Consider the following 23,004-nt stretch of genomic DNA (forward strand, 5'->3'; position numbering starts at 1 on the left):
GGGCCGGGCAAGTGTGACCATGCGTGGGACGCCGATGCACACGGAGCCTGCGCGGGGACGTCCCCACCCGCGGCAGATTCGTCGAGATCAACGGCCGGGCAGGCGAAGCTGGGCGACGTCGCGACCGAAGTGAGCCTGCGGGTCGGAGGCGGCGACGCCCAGCCAGGCCTCGCGCTCGGCGGCACAGGCTCTGGCGCGGGCGAAGACATCGGCCCAGGTGGTCGCGCCCTCGTTCATCGCCTTGAGGATGCAGCGATCGAAGTTGACGTGACGCTCGCTCAGCTTGGCGCCGTAGGAGACGCGGCTGCGCGACGACGCGGTGATGACGATACGGTTGCGCGTCGTCAGGCGCGAGGTGACGTAGGTGCCGCTGTTGCAACCCGACAGGATCAGCACCGTCGGCGCGTCGCCGCACTCGGCATCGACCATGCTGTCTAGGTCGGAGGGACTGAGCGCGCGGCCGCCCTCGGTCTGGAACAGCAGGCCGCGGGTGTTGCCGTGCGAGGTGACGAACACCAGGCAGGCCTCGCCGTTGCGACGACCCAGGCCGCGCAGCGCGCCCTGGATGTTGGCGCGACGCGCCGAGCCGTTGGCGGCATGCAGCACGGCGACGCGCGCGCCGCTGGCCTGCAGCTGCGAAGCCATGTCGCTGGCGGCGTTGTCGTAGAGCAACAGCGAGCGGTCGGCGCCGACGGTGACCGCCTTCCACGAGGTCGGCGCCAGCATCGACATCGAGGGGACATTCGCGGCAGAGGGCTGCGCGGCGTAGGACATCGTGTCGAACTGGCCGAGGCCCAGGGTGGGGCGGTCAGGCGCCTGTCCGCAGGCGCCGAGCAGAAGTCCGAAGCAAACCGGGATCAATCCGAACGCGCTGCGCGCCCTGGCGAGAATCCGCATGACAATTATTCCTTTGCTTGAATGTCAGACCGGCGCTCCTCGCCGCCGAAGCGCGAGGACGGACGCGGCAATTGCGTCTGCACCCGACCGGAGGCCGGTGAGCGGCGGGAGAAATGCGCCGCTCATCGTCTCCGGATCGCGGCCGCCGCTTATGGTGACGGCCGCGGCTTCACATCAGCGGCGGGCCACTCCGTCGAGCTTGATGTCGATGGTGCGCACGAGCGAGCCGCCGACATTGTGGCTGCTCTCGCGCACGATGGCGTAGCCGGCGGCGCCCATCGCCGCCGCGAGCTTCTGCGCGTCGCGCATGATCCTGGCGCGGTCGGCGTCGACCTGGCCGTCGGCCGGCGTCGCGACGCTGTAATGGAAGGTGTCGCCGCTCACCTGCTTGACGACGAGATCGCCGGCGATCGCCGAGGTGGCGGCGAGCGACAGCGCGAGCGCCGCGGCGATTCGACGGGCGAAAGATCTGAAGGACATCGGCGTGCAGCTCCGTGTGCGTTGGGCTGCAGACGATCTATGCCTCGGCACGCCGGCACTCAATTCGAGTACGGTCCGACGCGGGGTGAAGCCACCGCCAACACGGACCGAACGCACCGATCCCGCTCCGCATCGGTGCGAACGAGCGCGCTCGTGGTGCCGAAAGGTCCAGTTTGGCTGTGTTCGCACCGCTCGGTGGCGCTGCAGCGACACCGCAGGAAAGTCACTTCAAGGTTGGTCGATTCTCCCAACGACTCGAAGCCTTTGGAAGGCGTCGCTTACTTACACTTGGGATGATTCGGGTGGTCTGCCGCAGCAAGTTCCACGCATCGCGAAGGCTCCGATTCGACTGTGAATCAAGGGTCCGCGAGCGTCCCGTCCAGAATGGACATTTCTCGCGTAGCGTGCAGTCGCGGGCGATTCCATCTTGCCGTTCGTCCAGTCGACATTCCTTTTCTTGATCAGTGGGGCACAAGTCATGTCGATGCACAGCGAAACAGAACCCGCGAACCCGGTGGCTCTGGTCCTCGACGACGATCCGGTCTGCGCCCAGGAACTCGCGCGCTATCTCACCCGCAACTTCATCCCGGCCGTCCCGGCCACCAACGTCGCCGCCGCGCGCGAGGCGCTTGATCGGCACGAGACCATCAAGGTGCTGATCAGCGACATCCGCATGCCCGACATGTCCGGCATCGAGTTCGCCATCGATCTCGCCAACTCGCACGCCGCCGAGCAGCCGCTGAAGGTGCTGTTCATGACCGGCCAGGCGACCATCGATCTGGCCGTCGCCGCGCTGCGCATCGGCGCCAGCGACTTCCTCACCAAGCCGGTGCGCCCGCGCCAGGTGGCCGAGCGCGTCACCAAGCTGCTGGCCGAGCCGGTGCCGAACCGTGCCGTCGTGCCGGTGGCGACGCCGGAGCCCGAAGTGCCGACCGCGACGGTCGCCAGCCAGGCCCATTGGCTGCTGCGCGAGCGCAAGGGGCGCGCGGCGCGCGAGAAGATCATGGGTGAAGGCTTCAAGGACGAGCCCGGCTGGAACATGATCATGGAGCTGATGCATGCCCGGCTGAGCGGCCAGAAGGTTCCGGTGTCGGCGCTGTGCGCGGCCTCCGGCGTGCCGCAGACCACGGCACTGCGCCGACTGGGCGAGCTGATGGGCGACGGCTACATCGCCAAGGAGCGCGATCCCGGCGACGCGCGGCGTCTGTGGGTTCGACCGACAGAGCGCACCGTCGAGCTGGTGCAGAAGTACATGGCGCACGAGACCACCACCCGCGCCGCCGCCTGATTCGGCGAATCTCCCCATAGACAAGCCAGAGATTTGCGGCCCGCTCCCTCTCCGGGCCAGCTGTTAGGAAATTTGAGCAGCGCGCGACAAATTTGAGTCGCCTTGTCATCCTCGGGGCCGTCCGCGGCCCCTGTAGCGCAGCGAGCAAGGGCGCAGACGAGATCACTCGTCGGCGACCGGCAGCGGCAGATAGAGCCGCACCGTCGTGCCGGTACCGACCGCGCTTTCCACCCGCATGCAGCCCGCGCTGTGGCGCACGAAGCGCGCCACCATCGGCACGCCCAGCCCGGTGCCCTTGTCGGCCTTGGTGGTGAAGAACGGCTCGTAGATCCGCGACAGCACGTCAGGCGGCATGCCGTGACCGGTGTCGGCGAGCGCGATCTCGACATAGGCGCCCGGCGCCTCGCCGCGCTCGACATCAACGTCGCTTGCCTGCAGCCACGCCTGCCGCGTCGACAGCGCCAGCGTGCCGCCCGCCGGCATCGCGTCGCGCGCGTTGATCGCGAGGTTGATGATCGCGTTCTCGAACTCGCGCGTATCGACGCTCACGGCCGCGCCGCGCGCCGCGAGATTCATGTGCAGCGCCACCGTGCCGCCCAGCGTATGGGCAAGCAGCGGCAGCAGGCCGCGCAGCAGCCGGTCGGGATTGAACACCGTCTTCGCCGGCAGGTCGGAGCGGGCGAAGCGCAGCAGCCGGCGCGTCACCGCCGCGCCGCGATCGACCACGGCGCTGATCTCGCTGAGGATCGCGGCGCTGGCGGCGTCGTCGCCGAGATCGTCGTGCAGCAGGTCGACGTTGCCCTGGATCACCGTCAGCAGATTGTTGAAGTCATGCGCCAGGCCGCCGGTGAGCTGGCCCACCGCCTCCAGGCGATCGATCTGATGGCGATGCTCCAGCGCCTCGCGCTCGGCCGTGATCTCGACCAGGACGCCGATGACGGACCCGCCCGCACCGCGCGGCCCGGGCATCATGCGACCCTTGCCGCGCTGCCAGGCGAACGAGCCATCCGGGCGGCGGACGCGAAACTCGGCCTGCTGCGGCACGCCGGCGCCGTTGGCGAGGCTGGCGAGAAAGCGCTCGCAGGTCGGCCGGTCCTCGACATGGACGAGCTGAAGCCACTGGTCGAGGCTGATCGATCCGGCCTGCTGGCCGACGGACCCCTCCTCGTGCCAATGGTCGGAGATCCTGAAGAGCCCGGCGCGGGTGTCCCATTCCCACAGGACGATCCCGGCCGACTGCCGCGCGAGCTCGAGCCACTCCTGCAGGCGTTGCAGTTCACTGCCGCCCGTTCCGGAGGGACTGCGCCGAGAGGAGATGGGAGCGTCTCGCAAGCGGATTGAATCCTGCAATGACTTCAAGAAATTGGTGGCGAATGGCGGTCGCCGCCGGGCTACCATCCGCTCCGTGTCGGCGTCTCCACCTCTGGATGAGACCGACGGTTCACAACCAGCAATGGCTCTAAATGTGCATTCGACTGGATAGTTCCGGGTTGCCGAAAAGAAATCACTCCGACGCGGCGGGAAATCGGCCCCTGCCTCGGGCCGCAGCGCCGTGCTCCCCGACACCTAAGCACAATCGAGGTTCGAAGAAAGGCCCAATCGCCAATGGCTGACGCGAGCGTGGTGCGCCGCGACGTCGTCCTGGTGGGCGGTGGACATGCGCATGTCGAGGTGCTGCGCCGGGCGGCGATGAAGCGCTCGCCTGAAGTGCGCCTGACCGTCATCGCGCGCGAGCTCGACACGCCGTATTCGGGCATGCTGCCGGGCCTCGTCGCCGATCACTACCGCTTCGAGGAGGCGCATATCGACCTGCGGCCGCTGTGCCGCGCCGCGGGCGCGCGGCTTTACCATGATACGGCGATCGGCCTCGATCTCGCCGCGCAGCGCGTGATCTGCGGCAGCCGCCCGCCGGTGGCCTTCGACACCGTAGCGCTCGATATCGGCTCGTCGCCGTCGATGCTCAACATCCCCGGCGCCGATCGTCATGCGCTGCCGGTCAAGCCCGTGGCGGCCTTCCTGGCGCGCTGGCGTGCGATCAGGGAGGGCGCGTCGCGGCCCGAGCGCATTATCGTGGTCGGCGCCGGCGCGGGCGGCGTCGAGCTTTGCCTGTCGATGCAATGGGCGCTGAAGACGGCGGGCGACGCGCAGCCGCATTTCACCCTGGTCTCGGCCGACGCCGAGATCCTGCCGACGCATCCGCGGGCCGTGCGCCGCAGCTTCATGCGCACGCTGAAGGCACGCGGCGTCGATGTCGTGCTCGGCAAGCCGGTCACCCGGGTCGACGCCGACGCGGTGACGCTGCAGGGCGGCGCGACGATCCGCAGTGCGTTGACCGTCTGGGTCACGCAGGCCGCGCCGGCCGCCTGGCTCGCCGATACCGGCCTGGCGCTCGACGAGCGCGGCTTCGTGCGCGTCAACGAGAGCCTGCAATCGGTCTCGCACGCCAACGTCTTCGCCACCGGCGACGTCGCCGCCTTCGACGCCTCGCCGCTGCCCAAGGCCGGCGTCTTCGCGGTGCGCGAAGGGCCGATCCTGGCGCACAACCTGCTGGCGTCCGAGGATCGGCCGCTCGAGCGCTACAGGCCGCAGCGCCGCTTCCTCAGCATGATCACGACCGGCGACAGGCATGCCGTGGCCTCGCGCGGCGGGCTGTCGATCGAGGGCGACTGGGTGTGGCGCTGGAAGCGGCGCATCGACACGCGCTGGATGGCGATGTACCAGCGCCTGCGTCCCGGCGGACGCATGGCCGCGCATGGCGATCTGCCGGAGAAGACCATGCCCGATATGGCGGCGATGGCGGCGCCGATGCTGATGCGCTGCGCCGGCTGCGGCGCCAAGATCGGTGCGGACACGCTGCGGCGCGCGCTGGCCGATCTCGACATCCCGGCGCGCCACGACATTCCGCTGGGCGTGCGCGACGGCGAGGACACCAGCGCCATCCTCGTGCCGCCGGGCCGCGCCCTGCTGCAGAGCGTCGACCACTTCCCGGCGCTGTTCGACGATCCGCTGCGTCTGGGCCGCGTTGCCACCCTGCACGCGCTGTCCGACCTCTTCGCCAAGGGCGCGCGGGCGCACAGCGCGCTGATGACCGCGGTGATCCCCTATGCCGGCGGCGCGCTGCAGGAACGCGATCTCGGCGAGTTGCTGCGCGGCGTGGTCGAGGAGCTCAACCGCGCCGGCGCCGTGCTGATCGGCGGCCATACCATCGAGGGTCCCGACATGGCGATCGGCCTGACGGTCAACGGCACGGCCGAGATCACGGCGCTGATGCGCAAGGGTGGCCTGCGTGCGGACGACGCGCTGATCCTCACCAAGCCGGTGGGGACCGGAGTCCTGTTCGCCGCCGACATGACCGGCGATTCGCGCGGCACCGATATCGAGGCGGCGATCCGCTCGATGCTGGTGTCCAACGCCGGCGCCGCCGCGATGGCCCGCGAGGCCGGCGCCACGGCCTGCACCGACATCACCGGCTTCGGCCTGGGCGGGCATCTGGTCGAGATGCTGCGCGCCTCCAGCCTCGACGCCGAGATCTCGCTGTCGGCGCTTCCGGCGCTGCCCGGCACCCTCGCCGCCTTGGCGCGCGGCACACGCAGCACGCTGGCGCCCCAGAACGTCGCCATGGTCGGCGCCGTCGATCGCCGCGAGACGTCGACCGGTTACGACCTGCTGTTCGATCCGCAGACATCCGGCGGCCTGCTGATCGGCATCGCCGCGGATCGCGCCGGAGCACTGGTCGACAGGCTGCGCGCCGGCGGCACGCCGGATGCGGCGCTCATCGGCCGCGCCGTCGCGCGCGCCGGCAATTCGGCCCAACTCGTCACGGTGGAATGATGCACCTCCTGGGAATCGTCGGCTGGAGCGGCAGCGGCAAGACCACGCTGGTGGAGAAGCTGCTCCCCCTGCTCGCCGGGCACGGGCTCACGGTCTCGACCATCAAGCGCTCGCATCACGGTTTCGACGTCGACAAGCCCGGCAAGGATTCATGGCGCCACCGCAAGGCCGGTGCGCACGAGGTGCTGGTCGCCTCCGACCTGCGCTGGGCGCTGATGCGCGAGAACCGCTCCGGCGCCGAGACCACGCTCGACGAACTCGTGGCGCGGCTCGAACCGGTCGACCTGGTGCTGGTCGAGGGCTTCACCAACCATCCGCACGCGCGCATCGAGGTCTGGCGCGCCGCCGAGGGCAAGGCGCTGCGCTCGGGCGACGATGCCGGCCTGCTGGCCATCGCCGCGCCGCGCCCGGACTGGAAGGACGGCGACGGCCATCGCTGGCTCGACCTCGATGACGCCGCCGCCGTGGCGGCGTTCATCGTGCAATGGGCGAAAGGCTAAGCAACCTGTCATCCCGAGCGCAGCGAGGGATCCAGTGTCAGCCTGGATCCCTCGCTGCGCTCGGGATGACAGCTGTACTTCACCGCCCGAACAGGCTGCGCGCGATGATGGTCTTCATCACCTCGATCGAGCCGCCGGCGATGCGGGCGTAGCGCGCGTCGACGAAGGCGCGGGCGATCGGGAACTCGCTCATGTAGCCGTAGCCGCCGTGCAATTGCAGGCACTCGTCGACGACGCGCGCCTGCAGCTCGGTGGTCGTCATCTTGGCCATCGCCGCGTCGACCGAGTCGAACGCACGCTTCAGATGCAGCTCGATGCAGCGGTCGACCAGCACCCGCTGGGCCACGATCTCCGCCTTCAGCCCGGCGAGCTTGAACTGGGTGTTCTGGAAGGCGGCGATCGGCTTGCCGAAGGCCTGGCGCTGCTGGACGTAGTCGATCGTCCAGCGCAATGCCGCCTCCGACGCGGTGATGGCGCGCACCGCCTGGGTCAGGCGCTCCTGAGAGAGCTCGTTCATCAGAAGCGTGAAGCCCTGGCCTTCGTTGCCGAGGATGTTCGCCGCCGGCACGCGCACGTCCTCGAAGAACAGTTCGGAGGTATCCTGCGAGTGAATCCCGAGCTTCTTGAGCTGACGGCCGCGACGGAACCCCGGCCGGTCGCCCTCGACGACGATCAGGCTCATGCCCTTGGCGCCCTTGGTGGCGTCGGTCTTGCAGGCGACGATCACCAGGTCTGCCTGCTGCCCATTCGAGATGAACACCTTCTGTCCGTTGATGACGTAGTCGTCGCCGTCGCGCCGCGCCGTGGTACGGATCGCCTGCAGGTCCGAGCCGGCCGAGGGCTCGGTCATGGCGATGGCGCCGATCGCCTCGCCCGAGGCCATGCGCGTGAGCCACTGTGTCTTCTGCTGCGGCGAGCCGTACTTCAGGATGTAGGGCGCGACGATGTCCGAATGCAGGCCGAAGAACACGCCGGTGGCGCCGGCGTCGGCCAGCTCCTCCATCACCACGACGCTGTGCAGGAAGTCGCCGCCCGGCCCGCCATATTCCTCCGGCACCTCGCAGCACAGCAGGCCCGCCGCGCCGCCCTTGCGCCAGACCTCGCGCGGCACGCGCGCGTCCTTCTCCCACTGCACATAGTGCGGCGTGATCTCCTCGGCGACGAAGCGGCGCACGGAGTCACGGAAGATCTCGTAGTCGGCGGGAAACAGCGTGCGCGGGATCATGGCCCGTTCCTGGAGCGTAGTTCAGCCTGCTGTCATCCCGAGCGCAGCGAGGGATCCAGTCAGCGCCCTAGATCCCTCGCTGCGCTCGGGATGACAGGATTGCTCTATCACGACAGCGGCGGCAGGAGTTTCAGCCGGCGGAATTCCTCGAACCAATCGGCCAGCATGTCCTCGGTGTCGATGACGTGGTGAAAGCCAGCCTGCATCGACTTCACCGAGCTCACGATCACCGGCGGCCCGGGCCGCTCGCGACCGTACGCGAACTGCCAATCGGCATAGACGAACGAGTCGCCGACGAACTCCTGCAAGGTCCAGGGCCGCAGCCCGTGGCGCCGCGCCAGCGCCGCCCACTGTGCCTCGCGCGTCGGCATCTCGTCCGACAGCTTCATCGGCCGCGGCTCGCCCTCCTCCATGCCCAGCGCCTGGGCGATCGCAGGCCACAAATTGCGCCAGACATAGACGTCGCCGTTGGTGATGTTGAAGGTCTCGTTGGCCGCCGCCGGGCTGGTGCCCGCCCACTCGATGGCGCGCGCCAGCAGGTTGGCGCAGGTGCCCGAGGCGACGTAGGGCGGGCCGCCCGGCCAGTGCAGCTTCTCGCCGCGCGCCTTCGACAGCGCGCCATAGGCGCCGATCGCCGCCAGCATGTTCATCGGGCTGCCCAGCCCGTGGCCGAAGACGATCTGCGGCCTGAGGATACTGAAGCTCCAGTCGCGGCCCTTCTGCGCCGCACGCAGCCAGTCCTCCTGCAGCCAGTAGAAGTTGGCGTGCCGGTGCCGCGGCCAGCGCTCGCGCGCCGGCACCTTGATCGGCGCAATATGCGCGCCATAGGCCTTGGTGCCCTGCAGCAAGGTGACGTGCCGGAGATCTTTCGTCACGCGCAGGAGCGGCGTCATCAGGTTCGTCAGGAACGCGAGGTTCATCTCCATCTGCGTCGTCTCGCGCCAGCCCGCCACCAGGCCGGGCAGTTCGTGGAGCGCGGCGAAGACGACATGCGTCACGCCCGCGAGCTTGGCCGATGCCGCCTCGCAGGCGGCGGCGTCGGAAAGATCGAGCGCGAGATGCTCGTGCGGTCCCTCGAGATCGGGCGCGCGGCGCGATACCGAGATCACCGTCCAGCCCGGCAGCGCATTGAACCGCGCCACGGCGGCACGGCCGACGATGCCGGATGCGCCGGCGATCAGGATCGTGTTGCCCGCCATCGCCGCGCTCAGCCGCACGAGGCGAAGACGCGCGCGATGCCTGAGCGATCGACGCCGGCACGCAGCAGCAGCTCGAGCAGCAGGCGGGACTTCAGCGGATGCAGGCGGCCGCAGAAGATCATCCCCGCCTGGCGCAGTCCGATCTCCGAGCCCGGACCTTCGTAGGTCGCCGCCAGCAGCGGTCCGGCGCCGGTGCGCGGCGCGATCAGCACCGGGATCGAGCGGTTCAGCCTGACCAGGCGCTCGACCAAGACTTCAGGCACATGGCCGCCGCCCGTGCCGGCGAATACGATACCCGCGTAGCCCAGGTGTCCGGGATCGGCGAGCAGCGCATCGAGCAGGCCGCCGGTATCGTCCATCGCCGCCCATAGCAGCGCCACTGGCTTGCGCCCGGCGGCGAGCAGGCGCGTCGAGGGCTTCGGCCCCAGCGCCGCGTCGACGGCGCGCTTCCAGTCGCGCACCGGCAGCGACAGCGGGATGACGCGATCCTCGACCAGGGTCGCCAGCGGGCCCGTCGCCGGGCTGCGGAAGGTGTCGATGCGGCTGGTCTCGCTCTTCACCACATCGAACGGCGCATAGACATGATCGAGGAAGGTGACCACGACACCGATCTCCCCGACATGCTGGCGCATCCACGCCGACGAGGCCACGCGCACCGAGGCCAGCAGGTTGCCCGCGCCGTCGGCCGAGGTCAGCCGCGGGTTGCGCATCGCCGCGGTGAGGCTCACCGGCAAGCCCGCATCGAGCACGCAGTCGAGGATGAAGCTGGTCTCCTCCAGCGTGTCGGTGCCCTGCGAGACCACCACGCCCACCGGCGCATCGGCGCCCGCGCGCGGCAGCGCCTCGATGCGCTGCGCCAGCTTCAGCGTCAGATCGACCGTAAGATTGCTGCTGCCGACGCGCTCGATCGTCTCGCCGCGCACGTCGGCGACCTCGGCCAGGGCCGGCACCATGCGGATCAGGTCATCGGCGCCCAGCCCCTGCTTCATCGCCCCGGACTCGGCCGGCATCGTCGCGATCGTGCCGCCAAGGGCGAAGTATTCGACACGCGGGTGATGCGGGCGATCCGCAACCCATGCGAGGCGGAGCTCGACACCCTCGATCGTCTTCGACGATGAGATTCGATTGGCACCCGCGCCGGAAACGCCGAGCTTTTGCGCAAAGGTTTCGAAGTCGGAGCGTCCTGCCTGGCCCACGTCGAACGAATGAACCAGCATCATGGCATGCCGGGCCTTGATGCGTTGTGCCTCTATGACGGCCGATGCAGTGCGATGGAGTAGCTGGTACCGGAGGCTGCCGGCATCGGCGATAGAAATTCCCAGCATGCCGCATAGATCGGCCGCGCGCGCTTTCTGCCCTTTCGACATGCCGGTATCGTCGACCCGCTGCCCGAAGGTCTCGGTCACCTTGCCCTCGATGGCGAGGATTCCGGGTCCATCGGCCAAGCTCATATAGGCCATCAGATCGGTCTGGCTGGCTGCGCCTCTCGTGCGCAGCTCGACCTGCTTTTCGAATGCCGCCTCGTTCAGCGAGGCCGAGCGCCACTCAGGCGCCTGGTCGAGGACGGCGCGGACGACCGTCGGCACACCGTCAGCCGCCAACCAGCTCGTCGCAAGTTCGTAGGCCGAGCGCCCAACCTTCCAATGGAGATCAGGCTTGCCAAGAAACGGCTTCACGTCGATGGGTGCGCGCACGGGCAGACGCTCCGCTCCACGCATCGCGTAGAATCTGCCCCCTCCGGCCGATAGCGTCATCGCCGTCACCTCCTGTCGCGGGCGCGACGCTATCACGGGCGGCCCCGACTTTCGCCCCGCGATAGGCGCCAGCGCGGTGCGCAAATCGGCCATGACGAGATTGCGCGATCCCTGCGGGCATGTCCGTCGTAGTGTCGGTCCGCCGCACAGCGTTGGTCGTGCGGCGTGCGTTCTCAGGGCGGGGTGGAAGTCCCCACCGGCGGTAAGCGCTGAGTGAGTTGAGCGCAAGCCCGCGAGCGCCTGCCAGCGTGGCGTACGGCAGGGTCAGCAGATCCGGTGCGATTCCGGGGCCGACGGTCACAGTCCGGATGGAAGAGAACGAAGTGGCGTAGACGCGTCGATTCGCGCAGGCGAGTCGCGCGTTTTCGTCGACTCGTGCGCCCTGATTCAACCGTCTCCAGGAGACCGTCGTGAATCAGAGCATCCAGAACAGCAGCAGCAATCCCCGCAACGACAACGGCCCGCGCGTCGCCTTCGTGCAATCGTGCTGGCATCGCGACATCGTCGATCGCTGTCGCGACTCCTTCCTCGCCGAGATGGCCGCGCGCGGCTACGGCAAGGACCGCATCGATCTCTACGAGGTGCCGGGCGCCTTCGAGATCCCGCTGCACGCCAAGATGCTGGCGCGCACCGGCCGCTACGCCGCCGTGGTGGCATCGGGCTTCGTCGTCGATGGCGGCATCTACCGCCACGAGTTCGTCGCCGACGCGGTGATCGACGGGCTGATGCGCGTGCAGATCGAGACCGAGGTGCCGATGATCTCGGCCGTGCTCACGCCGCAGCGCTTCCACGAGCACGACGAGCACCGCGCCTTCTTCAGCCACCATTTCGTGGTCAAGGGCGCCGAAGCCGCCGCGGCCTGCGTCGCGACGATCGAGAATCTCGGCCGGCTGAAGCGAGCGGCTTGAGTCTTCCTGGGACCGCCGCCGTCCCGCCGGCTCTTCCGCCATGAGCCGGCGAGACGCCGGCGGCCCCAATTACTCTGCGGCTCTTGGCATGGTCTGCACGCCGAACAGCGTGCGCACCTGCTCGGGCGTGTAGTAGCCGCGCCGCAGATCGCGCTCGATCAGCGCCGGCGAGCGCTTGGCGGGATCGCCGTAGCCGCCGCCGCCCGGCGTCGAGACGCGCACGACGTCGCCCGGGCCGACCTCGATGTCCTGGTCCTTCGACAGGTGCGGCGGGCGATAGGCCTTGCCGCCCTGCTCGACCAGCACGGTGTTGACGCCGCCGTCGCGTCCGCCCAGCGCGCCCTGCGGACCGACGCGGCCGTGATCCATCACCATCGACACGCGCGCCTCGCCGCGACGGATCCTGATGGCGTAGCGGATGCCGAAGCCGCCGCGATGCGCGCCGGCGCCGCCCGAGCCTTCGGCCAGCGCGAACTCCTCGAACAGGATCGGGTAGTACTGCTCCAGCACCTCGACCGGCGGCATCTTGGAGATGCCGATGGTCGAGCAGCCATTCGACAGCCCGTCGCCCTCGTACGAGCCGCCGTACCCGCCGCCGGTGAAGAGATACATGATGTAGTGCCGATCGCGCGCCGGATCATAGCCGCCGACGCCGAGATTGCCCGACGTGCCGGCCGGTGCGGCGAACAGCCGATCGGGGATCGCCTTGGTGAGCGCGGCGAACACCGCCTCGGCGATGCGCTGGCTGACCTCGGCGGCGCAGCCCGACACCGGCCGCGGGTACTTCGCGTAAAGGAACGTGCCCTCGGGCTCGACGATGTCGAGCGGCTCGAAGGTGCCGGCGTTGATCGGCACGTCGGGGAAGACGTGCTTGATGGCGAGATAGATCGCCGACTTGGTGGTGGCGATCACGCTGTTCATCGGCCCGCGGCAGGGCGGGCTCGAGCCCGACATGTCGAAGGCCAGCCGCTCGCCCGCCTTGGTGATCTTCATGCGGATATGCAGCGGCTGGTCGACCACGCCGTCGGAATCGACCACCGAGGCGCCCTCGTACACGCCGTCGGGAATCGTCGCGATCTTCGCCCGCATCTGCCGCGCCGAGCGTTCGCGCAGCTCGGCGATGGCGCTCTTGACCGTGTCCTCGCCGTAGCGGTCGATCAGCGCCGTGAGCCGCTTCTCGCCGGTGTCGAGCGCGGCGGCCTGGGCCTTGATGTCGCCGATGCGCTGGTCGGCAATGCGCATGTTGCTCATCAGGATCGCGAGGATCTCGCGGTCCATCACGCCCTTCTTGAAGAACTTGATCGGCGGCAGGCGGAGTCCCTCCTGCTCGACCTCGGTGGCGCTGGCCGAGAAGCCGCCCGGCACCATGCCGCCGATATCCGGCCAGTGCCCGGTGTTGGCCAGCCAGGCGAAGAGCCTGCCGCGATAGAAGAACGGCTTCACGAAGCGCACGTCCATCAGGTGCGTGCCGCCGAGATAGGGGTCGTTGACGATGAAGACGTCGCCGGGATCGACATGGCCGTCGTAATGCGTCTTCACCCGGTCGATCACCGCCCGGGTCGAGAACTGCATGGTGCCGACGAACACCGGCAGGCCGAGCTCGCCCTGGGCGATCAGCGCGCCGTCGACGGCGTCGTAGATGCCGTCGGAGCGGTCCATGCCCTCGGAGATCACCGGCGAGAAGGCGCTGCGCACAAAGGCGAGGTCCATCTCGTTGCAGACCTGGTCGAGACCGTTCTGGATCACGGCCAAGGTGACGGGATCGATGGCGCTCATGGCGCGACCTCCACGACGAGGTTGCCGATCGCATCGCAGCTTACCCGATCGCCGGGCTCGACCACGATGGTTGTATCGAGTTGCTCGAGAATCGCCGGGCCGACCAGCTGCTGGTCGAGCGGCAGGCGGTCGCGGGCGTAGATCGGCGTCGCGGTCCAGCCGCCGCGCTCGAACCACACCTCGCGCGTGCCGGTCCGGGCGGCGGCTGCGTCCTTCGCCTTTTCGCCGCGCATCAGGGCGGCGAGGTCGATGCCGGGGCGCCTGCCGATCACCGCAGTGTGCAGGTTGACCAGCACGGCGCGGATCTCCGGCAGCTCGACGCCGAAGCGGCGCCAGTAGGCTTCCTCGAAGATCGTGCGCAGCTCGGCGACGCTGACGTCGATGCGCGGCAGCGCCACCTGCAGCATGTGGCTCTGGCCCTGGAACTGCATGTCGGCGAGATGCAGGCGGTCGACGCGGTCGACCGCCACGCCGTCCTTCGCCAGCATCGCCTCGCCCTCGGCGATCTGCGCCTCCAGGGTCGCGCGCACCTCGGCGGCGTCGAGCACCGGCAGCGGCTTGTTGATGGTGCGCACGAAGTCGCGGCGCAGATCGGCGACGACACAGCCCAGCGCGTTGGTGATGCCCGGCCGCGCCGGCACCAGCACCCTGGGCAGCGCCAGCTCGCGCGCCAGCGCCGTGGCGTGCAGCGGGCCGGCGCCGCCGAAGGCGAACAGCGCGAAGTCGCGCGGGTCGTGACCGCGCGCCATCGACACCAGCCGGATCGCACCGGCCATGCGATCGTTGGCGATGCGCAGGATCGCCGCCGCCGCCTGGTCCCAGTCGAGGCCCAGGGGCTTGCCGACCTCATCGGCGATGCGCCCGCGCACGTGCTCGAGCGACACGGGATTGTCGACGGCAAGAAGCCGGTCGGGATTGAGCCGGCCGAGCACGAGATTGGCGTCGGTGATGGTCGGCTTCTCGCCGCCGCGGCCGTAGCAGATCGGGCCCGGCGTCGCGCCGGCGCTCTGCGGCCCCACACGCAGCATGCCGGATGGATCGACATGGGCGATCGAGCCGCCGCCGGCGCCGATGGTGTGCACGTCGACCATCGGCACGTGGATCGGCATGCCGTACTCGAGGTCGAGCTCGCTCGACACCTGCGGCACGCCCTCGCGGATCAGGCCGACATCGGTCGAGGTGCCGCCCATGTCGTAGGTGATCAGGTCCGGCTGGCCGCAGGCGCGACCGGTATAGGCGGCGGCCATCACGCCCGAGGCCGGCCCGGACATCACGGTGTGCGCCGCCGCCTCGGCCGCCGCGCGCGCCGACACCGTGCCGCCATTGCCCTGCATCACCAGCAGGTCGCGCGCGAAGCCCAGCGCTTTCAGCTCCGCTTCGAGGCGGCCGAGATAACGGTCGAGCACCGGCTGGATCGCAGCGTTCACGGCCGCCGTCGTGCCGCGCTCGAACTCGCGATACTCCGACACGACGCGATGGCCCGCGGTGACGTAGTCGTTGGGCCATGCCTCGCGAACGATCGCCTCGGCGCGCCGTTCGTGCGTGGGGTTGATGTAGCTGTGCAGGAAGTGGATCACCACCGCCTCGCAACCGTCGGCCAGCAGGCGGCGCGTCGCCTCGCGCACGGCGGCTTCGTCGAGCGGCGTGACGATGCCACCCTCGGCGTCCATGCGCTCGGGCACCTCGATGCGCAGCTCGCGCGGGATCAGCGGCTCGAACGAGCCGGTCAGGCCGTACGATTTCGGCCGCGTGCGGCGGCCGAGCTCCAGCACGTCGCGGAAGCCCAGCGTGGTGATCAGCCCGACGCGCGCCACCTTGCGCTCGAGCAGCGCGTTGGTGGTGGTGGTCGTGCCGTGCACGATGGCCTGCAGCGCGCGCGCATCGAGATGGGCCGCCGCCATCGCCGAGACGAATCCGACGGCCTGGTTGTCGGTCGTCGTCGGCACCTTGGCCAGCGACACCGCGCCCGACGCCGTGTCGAGCGCCAGCAGGTCGGTGAAGGTGCCGCCGACATCGATGCCGACGATGGTGGTGGGATTCGTGCTCATGTCGGGCTCCCTACCTTCCCCCGGAGGGGGAAGGTGGCAGCGCATAGCGCTGACGGATGGGGGATGTCGAAGACGAACGCAGGAGTCCGTCTTCGACATCCCCCATCCGCCTTCGGCACCTTCCCCCTCCGGGGGAAGGTAAGAGCAAATCGTTTGATCACGTTCACACGCTCAGATACTGGGTGCGCGCGCTCTCGTCGGCGCGCAGCTCGTCCATGGTGCCGGTGAAGCGCACGCGGCCCTTCTCGATGATCACGGCGCGGTCGGCGACCATGGCCGAGAAATGCAGATTCTGCTCCGACAGCACGACGCTCAGCCCCTCGGCCTTGAGCGTGCGGATCGTCCTCGCCATCTGCTCGACGATCAGCGGCGCGAGGCCCTCGGACGGCTCGTCGAGCAGCACGCAGCGCGGATTGCCCATCAGGGTGCGCGCGATGGTCAGCATCTGCTGCTCGCCGCCGGACATGCGCCCGCCCGGCCGGTCGCGCATGCGGCCGAGATTGGGGAAGAGCTCGAACAGCCGATCCGGAGTCCAGGTCGGCGCCCCCGCGCGCGGCGCCTGGCGACCGACCTCGAGATTCTCCATCACCGAGAGGTCGGTGAAGATGCGGCGATCCTCGGGCACGAAGCCCAGCCCGAGCCGCGCGATACGGAAGGGCGACAGCCCGTCGATGCGGGTCCCGGCGAAGGTGATGGTGCCGGCGCTGGGCCGCACCAGGCCGATCACTGACTTCAGCGTCGTCGACTTGCCCGCGCCGTTGCGGCCGAGCAGCGCCAGCACCTCGCCTTCGCGCGCGTCGAGCCCGACATCGGCCAAGATGTGGGCGCGGCCGTAGTGGCTGTGCAGGCCCTCGACATGCAGCATCATGCCTGCACCTCGTGAGCGAACATGGCGCCGCTGCCGAGATAAACCGCCTGCACCTGCGGATCGGCGCGCACCACCTCGGGCCTGCCCTGGGCGATCAGCCGGCCGCGGTCGAGCACGATGATGCGATCGGCGTGGGCGAAGACGACATCCATGTCATGCTCGGTGAAGAGCACCGCGACCGAGCGCTCGCGCGCCAGCGAGGCGGCCAGCGCCATCAGATCGATGCGCTCCTTGGGCGCCATGCCGGCGGTGGGCTCGTCCATCAGCAGCAGCTTCGGATCGTTGGCCAGCGCCACCGCCAGCTCGACGCGCTTGAGGTCGCCATAGGCCAGCACGCCGCAGACCCGGTCACCCTGCTCGCGCATGCCGACGCGCTCGAGCAGCGCGTCGGCCTCCTCGACATGCCGCGCCGAGGCACGCGACAGCAATGAGCCGATGCCGCGGCGGTGCGAGAGCAGCGCCATCTGCACGTTCTCGCGCACCGTCATGGACGTGAAGGTCGCGGTGATCTGGAAGGTGCGGCCCACGCCCAGCCGCCAGATCGCGCGCGGTTTCAGGCCCAGGATATCGCGGCCCAGCAGGTGCACGCTGCCGGCATCGGCCGGCAGCTGGCCGTTGAGCATGTTGAAGCAGGTCGACTTGCCGGCGCCGTTGGGCCCGATCATCGCCAGCAGTTCGCCGGCGGAGACGGCGAACGACACGTCGTCGACCGCGCGCACGCCGCCGAAGGACTTGAAGAGGCCGGCGACCTCGAGGACGGGTGCAATGGGGACCGGCGCACTCATGCCGCCTGCCTCACGCGGCGCCACAGCAGCGCCAGACCGCCGACCACGCCCTGCGGGAAGAGCAGCACCAGGGCCAGGATCACCAGGCCGAAGACGCTGCGCCAGTACTGCGTGTTGCGCGCCAGCTCGTCCTTCAGCCAGGTGAAGATCGCCGCGCCGGCGATCGGACCGGTGATGGTCTCGACGCCGCCCAGCAGCACCATGACCAGCGCGTCCGTGGACTGCGCGATCGACGCCAGCTCGGGCGAGATGCTGCCCTTGGAGAACGCGAAGAGCGCGCCGGCAAGCCCGGCGAAGGCGCCGGCCAGCGCGAAGGCGAACCACCGCAGGCGACGCACGTCGATGCCGATCGCCTCGGCGCGCAGCGGCGAGTCACGACCGGCGCGCAGCGCGTAGCCGAAGGGCGAGAACAGCATGCGCCACAGCAGGCCGATGCCCAATGCGCAGAGCGTCAGCGAGAGCCAGAAATAGTCGCTCTTGGCGCCGAGCCACGATGGCGGCCAGACCCCGGTGAGGCCATTGCTGCCGCCGGTCAGCGAGTCCCACTGGTAGATCACCGACCAGGTGATCTGCGCGAACGCCAGGGTCAGCATCGCGAGATAGACGCCCGACAGCCGCACGCAGAACCAGCCGTAGACCAGCGCGACCGCGCCGGCGACGAACGGGGCCGACAGCACCGCGACCTCCATCGGCAGCTGGGCCTTACGCAACAGGATCGCGGCGGCATAGGCGGCGACGCCGAAATAGGCGGCGTGGCCGAACGAGACCATGCCCGAGGGGCCCATCAGCACGTGCAGGCTGACGGCGAAGAGCGAGAGGATGGCGATGTCGGTGAGCAGCACCAGCAGGTAGCGATCGTCGGGCGCGGCGAAGGGGACCAGCGCCAGCAGCGCGACGAAGGGCAGCCAACGCCGCCAGTCCGGCATGCCGGGCAGCGTGGTGATCTCGCCGACGGCGCGCTGCTGCGCCGGCGGCCGTCCGAGCAGGCCGTAGGGCCGGATCACCAGCACGACGGCCATGACCAGGAACTCGACCACCAGGGTCAGCTTGGAGAACGAGACCTCGAAACCGAAGAAGCTCTGGGTGCCCAGTGCGATGCAGAACGCCTTGACCACGCCGATCAGGATGGCGGCGAGGAAGGCGCCGGGAATGCTGCCCAGGCCGCCGACCACCGTCACCACGAAGGCGTCGGCGATCACCGACAGGTCGAGCCCGAGATTGGCCGGCTCGCGCGGCAGCTGCAGCGCGCCGCCCAGCCCGGCCAGCGCCGCGCCGACGAAGAACACGCCGGTGAAGAGCTTGCGCTCGTCGACGCCCAGGGCGCCCACCATCTCGCGGTCCTGGGTCGCCGCCCGCACCAGCGCCCCCCAGCGGGTGCGGGCGAGCGCCAGCCACAGGCCCAGCAGCAAGAGCGGCGCGATGGCGATCAGCGCCAGGTCGTATTGCGGCACGCGGCGGCCCATGATCTCGACCGTGCGCGACAGGCCGGGCGCGCGCGGCCCCACCAGCTCCTCGGCGCCCCAGATCGCCAGCGCCACGTCCTTCACCACCAGCACGACGGCGAAGGTGGCGAGCAGCTGGAACAGCTCAGGCGCACGGTAGATGCGGCGCAGGATGCCGATCTCGATCAGCGCGCCCAGCGCGCCGATCGCGATCGTGGCGACGACGATGCCGCCCCAGAAGCCCAGGGGCGTGCGGCCGAGGAACTCAACCGCCGAGTAGGCGACGTAGAGCCCCAGCATGTAGAGCGAGCCGTGCGCGAAGTTGACGACGCGCGTGACGCCGAAGATCAGCGACAGGCCGGCAGCCACCATGAACAGCGATGACGCGCCGGCCAGCCCATTGAGCAATTGCGCGATGATAGAGGCGAACGACACCGATCAGTTGGCCAGTCAGTTGGCGGGCCGCATCTTCCTGACTTCGTCGTCCGGCGGCAGCGCGTCCTTGCCGTCGACGTAGCGCCAGTTGACCATCACGCCCTTGCCGCCCTTTGCCTCGATCTGCCCGACATAGGCGCCCATGGTCGATTGATGGTCGAGCGCACGGTAGGTGATCGGCCCGAATGGCGTGTCGTGCGTCAGCCCGGCCATGGCGTCGACCAGCTTCTCCTGGTCGAGCGAACCGGCCTTCCTGATCGCCGCCACCGCCGACTGCACGGTCGCATAACCCACCACCGAGCCCAGGCGCGGGTAGTCCTTGAACTTCGCCTGGTAGGCGTCGAGGAATTTCTTGTGCGAGGGCGTGGTGATCTCGTTCCACGGATAGCCGGTGACGTACCAGCCCTTGGGCGTCTCGTCCTTCAGCGGATCGAGATACTCGGGCTCGCCGGCCAGCAGGTTGAACACCTCGCGGCCCTTGAACAGCTCGCGGCTGTTGCCCTCGCGCACGAACTTCGCGAGGTCGGGACCGAACAGCGAGCTGAAGATCGCGTCCGGCTTGGCGTCGGCGATCGCCTGCGCCACGGCGCCGGCCTCGATGCGGCCCAGCGGCGAGGCCTGCTCGGTGACGAACTCGACGTCCGGCTGCTGCGCCTTCAGGAGCTTCTTGAACGCCGCGGTCGCCGACTGGCCGTATTCGTAGTTGGGGTAGACGATCGCCCAGCGCTTCTTCTTCAGCTTGACTGCGTCGGGAATCAGCATCGCCGTCTGCATGTAGGTCGAAGCGCGCAGACGGTAGGTGTAGCGATGGCCCGAGTCCCAGACCAGCTTGTCGGTCAGCGGCTCGGCGGCGATGAACAGCGTCTTGCGCTGCTTGGCGAAGTCGGAGACCGCCAGCCCGACATGCGAGGGGAAGGTGCCGATCAGGAAGGCGACCTTCTCGCGGCTCAGCAGCTCTTCGGCGACGCGCACCGCGTCGGCCGGCGTGCCGCTGTCATCGCGCGAGACGATCTCGATCTGCCGGCCGAGCACGCCGCCGGCCTTGTTGAACTCCTCGACCGCCAGCTCCCAGCCCTTCTTGTAGGGTTCGAGGAAGGCCGGGAAGTTCTTGTAGCTGTTGAGCTCGCCGATGCGGATCGGCCCTTGCTGCGCCAATGCCGGAAGGGCACCGGACACGCCCGCGCCGGCGGCCAGGGCGAGGATGGTTCTGCGTTTCATGACGACGGTCTCCCCAACAGGATCGCTGAGCATGATGAGAACTTGGTGCGCCGCACAAGGGCACCAACACGCAACTCGTTCGTACGCAAACGATATGCCAATCGCGGCTGATTGCAAGCCGCTCGGAGTCCCCTGTCATCCCGAGCGCAGCGAGCGATCCAGGCGGCTTCCCTGGATCCCTCGCTGCGCTCGGGATGACATTGCGTTCGATCGCTCAGCGCTGGCCGTCCCACAATTTGATCTCGTCGGCCTTCAGGCCGCCGACGCGCGGATGCGGCCGGCCGCCGATCGCCAGCGCCACGACGAAGACGATCTCCTCGGGTCGCGGCCCGTCGGGCACCGCGAACTCGATGGCGTCGAAATGGCTGCGCACATAGGCGGCGTGCGCGTGATGCAGCGGCACGTCAATGCGCGCGCCGGCGGCCGCGACCTTCACCGTTGAGGGCACGATCGACTTCGCGCCGCCCATTGCCTCGCGGATGCCCCAGCCGCTGGGCTGATGCCACAGCGCGGCGTGCTCCAGCTCGCCGGCGATGCCGACGATCACCGCCTTGCCGTAGCCGTCGACCTCCCTGCCCGCGACGCCCAGCGTCGCCAGCAGGCGCGTCGTCAGGTCGAAGGCCAGCGGCCTGAGCGCCTCCATCATCGGCGCGATGTCCTCGACATGGCGCCCGGCATAGGGGTTGCGCACCACGCCGCCGATCGCGCCCTTGCGCACCGGCATCGCCAGAGGCGCGCCGCCGTCGTGCGTCGTCTCCTCGATCGAGGTGACGATCTTGCGCAACGCCACCACCGACATCAGGCCGCCTCCCCGGCGACGTAGCGCGTGAACGCCTCGGCCGAGCGCCGGCCGGCGGCCATGTCGGCGAAGGCCTCGCCCAGGCAGGCGCCGAACTTGAAGCCATGCCCGGAACAGTTCGACATCGCCCAGGCCGCCTTGCCGATCGGCAGGGAGCGGAACGTCTCGCGGCCGGCGCGGCGATCGACGGTGTAGTAGCAGACCTTGCCCTCGGCGAGGCGATAACGATCGAGGTTGCGCAGCCGGCCGCGCGCCTGCGCCCACACGCGGCGCACCTCGTCGAAGGCGGCGATGCGCGGATCGCTGGCGGCGTCGCCCTCCCGGCTGAACAGGTGATCGCCGATCTTCAGCCGCGTGCGGCTGCCGTCGGGCCGCACCACCGGCGGCACGAGGTAGAAGCCGCGATCCTCGCCGACCGACAGCAGCGAAGGATGGCTCGCCCAGGCCGTCGCCAGGTCGTCGGGCAGGTCGACATAGGCCAGGACCTGGCGCGACGGCTCGACGTACTCGCCCATGCCGGGCACCAGCTCGCGCACCCAGGCGCCGGCCGCCACCAGCACCAGATCGCCGGCCACGCGCTCGCCGCCGGCCAGGGTCACGGCGCCGCCATCGGCGTCGACCGCCTGCACGCGCGACATCGGCCGCAGCCGGGCGCCCTTCTCGCCGAGCCATTTCGCCAGCGCCGCGACGATGCGATCGGCCAGCAGCACGCCGCCTTCGGGCGACAGGAACGCCGTCTTCACGCCATCGGGATCGATCAGCGGATAGCGCCGGGCCAGCTCGGCGGCGTCCATCTCGACCACCGGAAAGCCGTCGGCCTTGATCAGCCGCAGCGACTGGGCCTGGCGGTCGCCATCTTCGGTGGTGAGCGAGAGCGAGCCGGTGTCGACGCACAGCTTGACGCCAAGATCAGCCCACAGCCGGTTCCACGCGGCATAGGCATCGGTGATCATGCGCATGTAGCCGACCTCGGTGCCGTAGGGCCTGCGGATCAGGCGATGCGAATCGACCGAGGTGCCGAGCGGATTGGGAATCGGCCCCTGCTCCAGCACGGTGACGTGATGGCCCTGGCGCGTGAGCGCCCAGGCCGCGCCCAGGCCGGCGATGCCGGCGCCGACGATTACGACGTACATGGCGCGGACCATATCATGCGCACGTCGGGCTCGTGCTCTTCGTTGCCGGCGCCGTCGGTGAGTTCTTCCTCGATGAAGCCATGACGCCGGTAGAAGGCACGCGCCGCATGATTGCGCTGGAACGCCCAGAGCCGCAGAGGCACGCCGCCGATGCGTCTGGCCTCGGCCAGCAATCGCGTACCCAGCCCCGCACGCTGATGCGCCGGTGCGATATAGAGATGGTCGAGCCAGCCCGGCCGGATCGCAGCGAAGCCGGCGATGCGCTGATCCAGCGTCGCCACGCGCACGCTGAGATCGCGCAGCACGACGTTGGCCATCCACCAATGGGTTTCGGTCTCGCCATGCACCTCGCGCAGCCACGGCATCGCCTGCCGCCGCGACGCGAGGAACAGATCGGTCAGCGTCGCGGCGTCCTCGC

At 69.3% G+C, this 23,004-nt stretch carries 19 protein-coding genes and 1 riboswitch; of the genes, 4 read left to right on the top strand and 15 right to left on the bottom strand.

Going from position 1 to position 23,004, the window contains the following annotated elements; genetic code table 11:
- Window positions 1-87: 87 nt before the first annotated feature.
- Complete coding sequence (locus tag KF889_07455) at window positions 88-897, bottom strand: hypothetical protein (GenBank protein ID MBX3499265.1); 810 nt, start codon at window positions 895-897, stop codon at window positions 88-90.
- A gap of 174 nt (window positions 898-1,071) precedes the next feature.
- Window positions 1,072-1,377: a hypothetical protein gene (locus tag KF889_07460; protein ID MBX3499266.1), complete on the bottom strand. Its 306-nt coding sequence runs from the start codon at window positions 1,375-1,377 to the stop codon at window positions 1,072-1,074.
- A 514-nt stretch (window positions 1,378-1,891) separates the two neighbouring features.
- Between KF889_07460 and KF889_07465 the strand changes: the two genes are divergently transcribed.
- Window positions 1,892-2,665 (top strand): response regulator, encoded by a 774-nt coding sequence (locus KF889_07465; protein MBX3499267.1) that lies wholly within the window; start codon window positions 1,892-1,894, stop codon window positions 2,663-2,665.
- A gap of 162 nt (window positions 2,666-2,827) precedes the next feature.
- On the opposite strand, the gene KF889_07470 is transcribed toward KF889_07465, so the two are convergent.
- A complete protein-coding gene (locus KF889_07470; protein MBX3499268.1) occupies window positions 2,828-3,997 on the bottom strand; it encodes a PAS domain-containing protein in 1,170 nt (389 codons plus the stop codon).
- Window positions 3,998-4,270: 273 nt separating this feature from the next.
- On the opposite strand from KF889_07470, the gene selD reads away from it, so the two are divergent.
- The gene (selD, locus tag KF889_07475; GenBank protein MBX3499269.1) at window positions 4,271-6,496 is read left to right on the top strand and encodes a selenide, water dikinase SelD; all 2,226 of its coding nucleotides are present in this window, start codon (window positions 4,271-4,273) and stop codon (window positions 6,494-6,496) included.
- Complete coding sequence (gene mobB, locus KF889_07480; GenBank protein ID MBX3499270.1) at window positions 6,496-6,996, top strand: molybdopterin-guanine dinucleotide biosynthesis protein B; 501 nt, start codon at window positions 6,496-6,498, stop codon at window positions 6,994-6,996. Before selD ends, mobB begins: the two co-directional genes overlap by 1 nt.
- Before the next feature lie 79 nt (window positions 6,997-7,075).
- On the opposite strand, the gene KF889_07485 is transcribed toward mobB, so the two are convergent.
- The 3 genes from KF889_07485 to KF889_07495 all read right to left on the bottom strand — a co-directional run bounded on the left by KF889_07485 (window position 7,076) and on the right by KF889_07495 (window position 11,114).
- Complete coding sequence (locus KF889_07485; GenBank protein MBX3499271.1) at window positions 7,076-8,221, bottom strand: acyl-CoA dehydrogenase family protein; 1,146 nt, start codon at window positions 8,219-8,221, stop codon at window positions 7,076-7,078.
- A gap of 107 nt (window positions 8,222-8,328) precedes the next feature.
- Complete coding sequence (locus tag KF889_07490) at window positions 8,329-9,420, bottom strand: SDR family oxidoreductase (GenBank protein MBX3499272.1); 1,092 nt, start codon at window positions 9,418-9,420, stop codon at window positions 8,329-8,331.
- Between the two features lie 8 nt (window positions 9,421-9,428).
- The gene (locus KF889_07495) at window positions 9,429-11,114 is read right to left on the bottom strand and encodes an asparaginase (GenBank protein MBX3499273.1); all 1,686 of its coding nucleotides are present in this window, start codon (window positions 11,112-11,114) and stop codon (window positions 9,429-9,431) included.
- Window positions 11,115-11,339: 225 nt separating this feature from the next.
- Window positions 11,340-11,498: riboswitch (FMN riboswitch) on the top strand.
- A 98-nt stretch (window positions 11,499-11,596) separates the two neighbouring features.
- On the opposite strand from KF889_07495, the gene KF889_07500 reads away from it, so the two are divergent.
- Window positions 11,597-12,082: a 6,7-dimethyl-8-ribityllumazine synthase gene (locus tag KF889_07500; GenBank protein ID MBX3499274.1), complete on the top strand. Its 486-nt coding sequence runs from the start codon at window positions 11,597-11,599 to the stop codon at window positions 12,080-12,082.
- Window positions 12,083-12,151: 69 nt separating this feature from the next.
- Here the strand turns inward: KF889_07500 and KF889_07505 are convergent, their stop codons facing one another.
- The 9 genes from KF889_07505 to KF889_07545 form a co-directional block, all read right to left on the bottom strand.
- Window positions 12,152-13,858, bottom strand: a complete 1,707-nt coding sequence (locus tag KF889_07505) for a hydantoinase B/oxoprolinase family protein (protein MBX3499275.1) — start codon at window positions 13,856-13,858, stop codon at window positions 12,152-12,154.
- The gene (locus KF889_07510; protein MBX3499276.1) at window positions 13,855-15,906 is read right to left on the bottom strand and encodes a hydantoinase/oxoprolinase family protein; all 2,052 of its coding nucleotides are present in this window, start codon (window positions 15,904-15,906) and stop codon (window positions 13,855-13,857) included. The genes KF889_07505 and KF889_07510 overlap by 4 nt, the downstream gene beginning before the upstream one ends.
- A gap of 163 nt (window positions 15,907-16,069) precedes the next feature.
- Entirely contained in the window at window positions 16,070-16,771 is a 702-nt protein-coding gene (locus KF889_07515) for an ABC transporter ATP-binding protein (protein MBX3499277.1), read from the bottom strand.
- Window positions 16,771-17,559, bottom strand: coding sequence for an ABC transporter ATP-binding protein (locus KF889_07520; protein MBX3499278.1), 789 nt, complete (start codon window positions 17,557-17,559; stop codon window positions 16,771-16,773). Before KF889_07520 ends, KF889_07515 begins: the two co-directional genes overlap by 1 nt.
- Entirely contained in the window at window positions 17,556-19,436 is a 1,881-nt protein-coding gene (locus KF889_07525) for an ABC transporter permease (protein ID MBX3499279.1), read from the bottom strand. The genes KF889_07520 and KF889_07525 overlap by 4 nt, the downstream gene beginning before the upstream one ends.
- A gap of 15 nt (window positions 19,437-19,451) precedes the next feature.
- Entirely contained in the window at window positions 19,452-20,654 is a 1,203-nt protein-coding gene (locus KF889_07530; GenBank protein MBX3499280.1) for an ABC transporter substrate-binding protein, read from the bottom strand.
- A 214-nt stretch (window positions 20,655-20,868) separates the two neighbouring features.
- Window positions 20,869-21,453 (bottom strand): amino acid synthesis family protein, encoded by a 585-nt coding sequence (locus KF889_07535; protein MBX3499281.1) that lies wholly within the window; start codon window positions 21,451-21,453, stop codon window positions 20,869-20,871.
- Window positions 21,453-22,586: an FAD-dependent oxidoreductase gene (locus tag KF889_07540; protein ID MBX3499282.1), complete on the bottom strand. Its 1,134-nt coding sequence runs from the start codon at window positions 22,584-22,586 to the stop codon at window positions 21,453-21,455. Before KF889_07540 ends, KF889_07535 begins: the two co-directional genes overlap by 1 nt.
- The gene (locus tag KF889_07545; protein ID MBX3499283.1) at window positions 22,574-22,951 is read right to left on the bottom strand and encodes a GNAT family N-acetyltransferase; all 378 of its coding nucleotides are present in this window, start codon (window positions 22,949-22,951) and stop codon (window positions 22,574-22,576) included. Before KF889_07545 ends, KF889_07540 begins: the two co-directional genes overlap by 13 nt.
- Window positions 22,952-23,004 lie beyond the last annotated feature (53 nt).

The sequence above is a fragment of the Alphaproteobacteria bacterium genome (assembly GCA_019635875.1).
Taxonomy (GTDB): Bacteria; Pseudomonadota; Alphaproteobacteria; order Reyranellales; family Reyranellaceae; genus JAFAZJ01.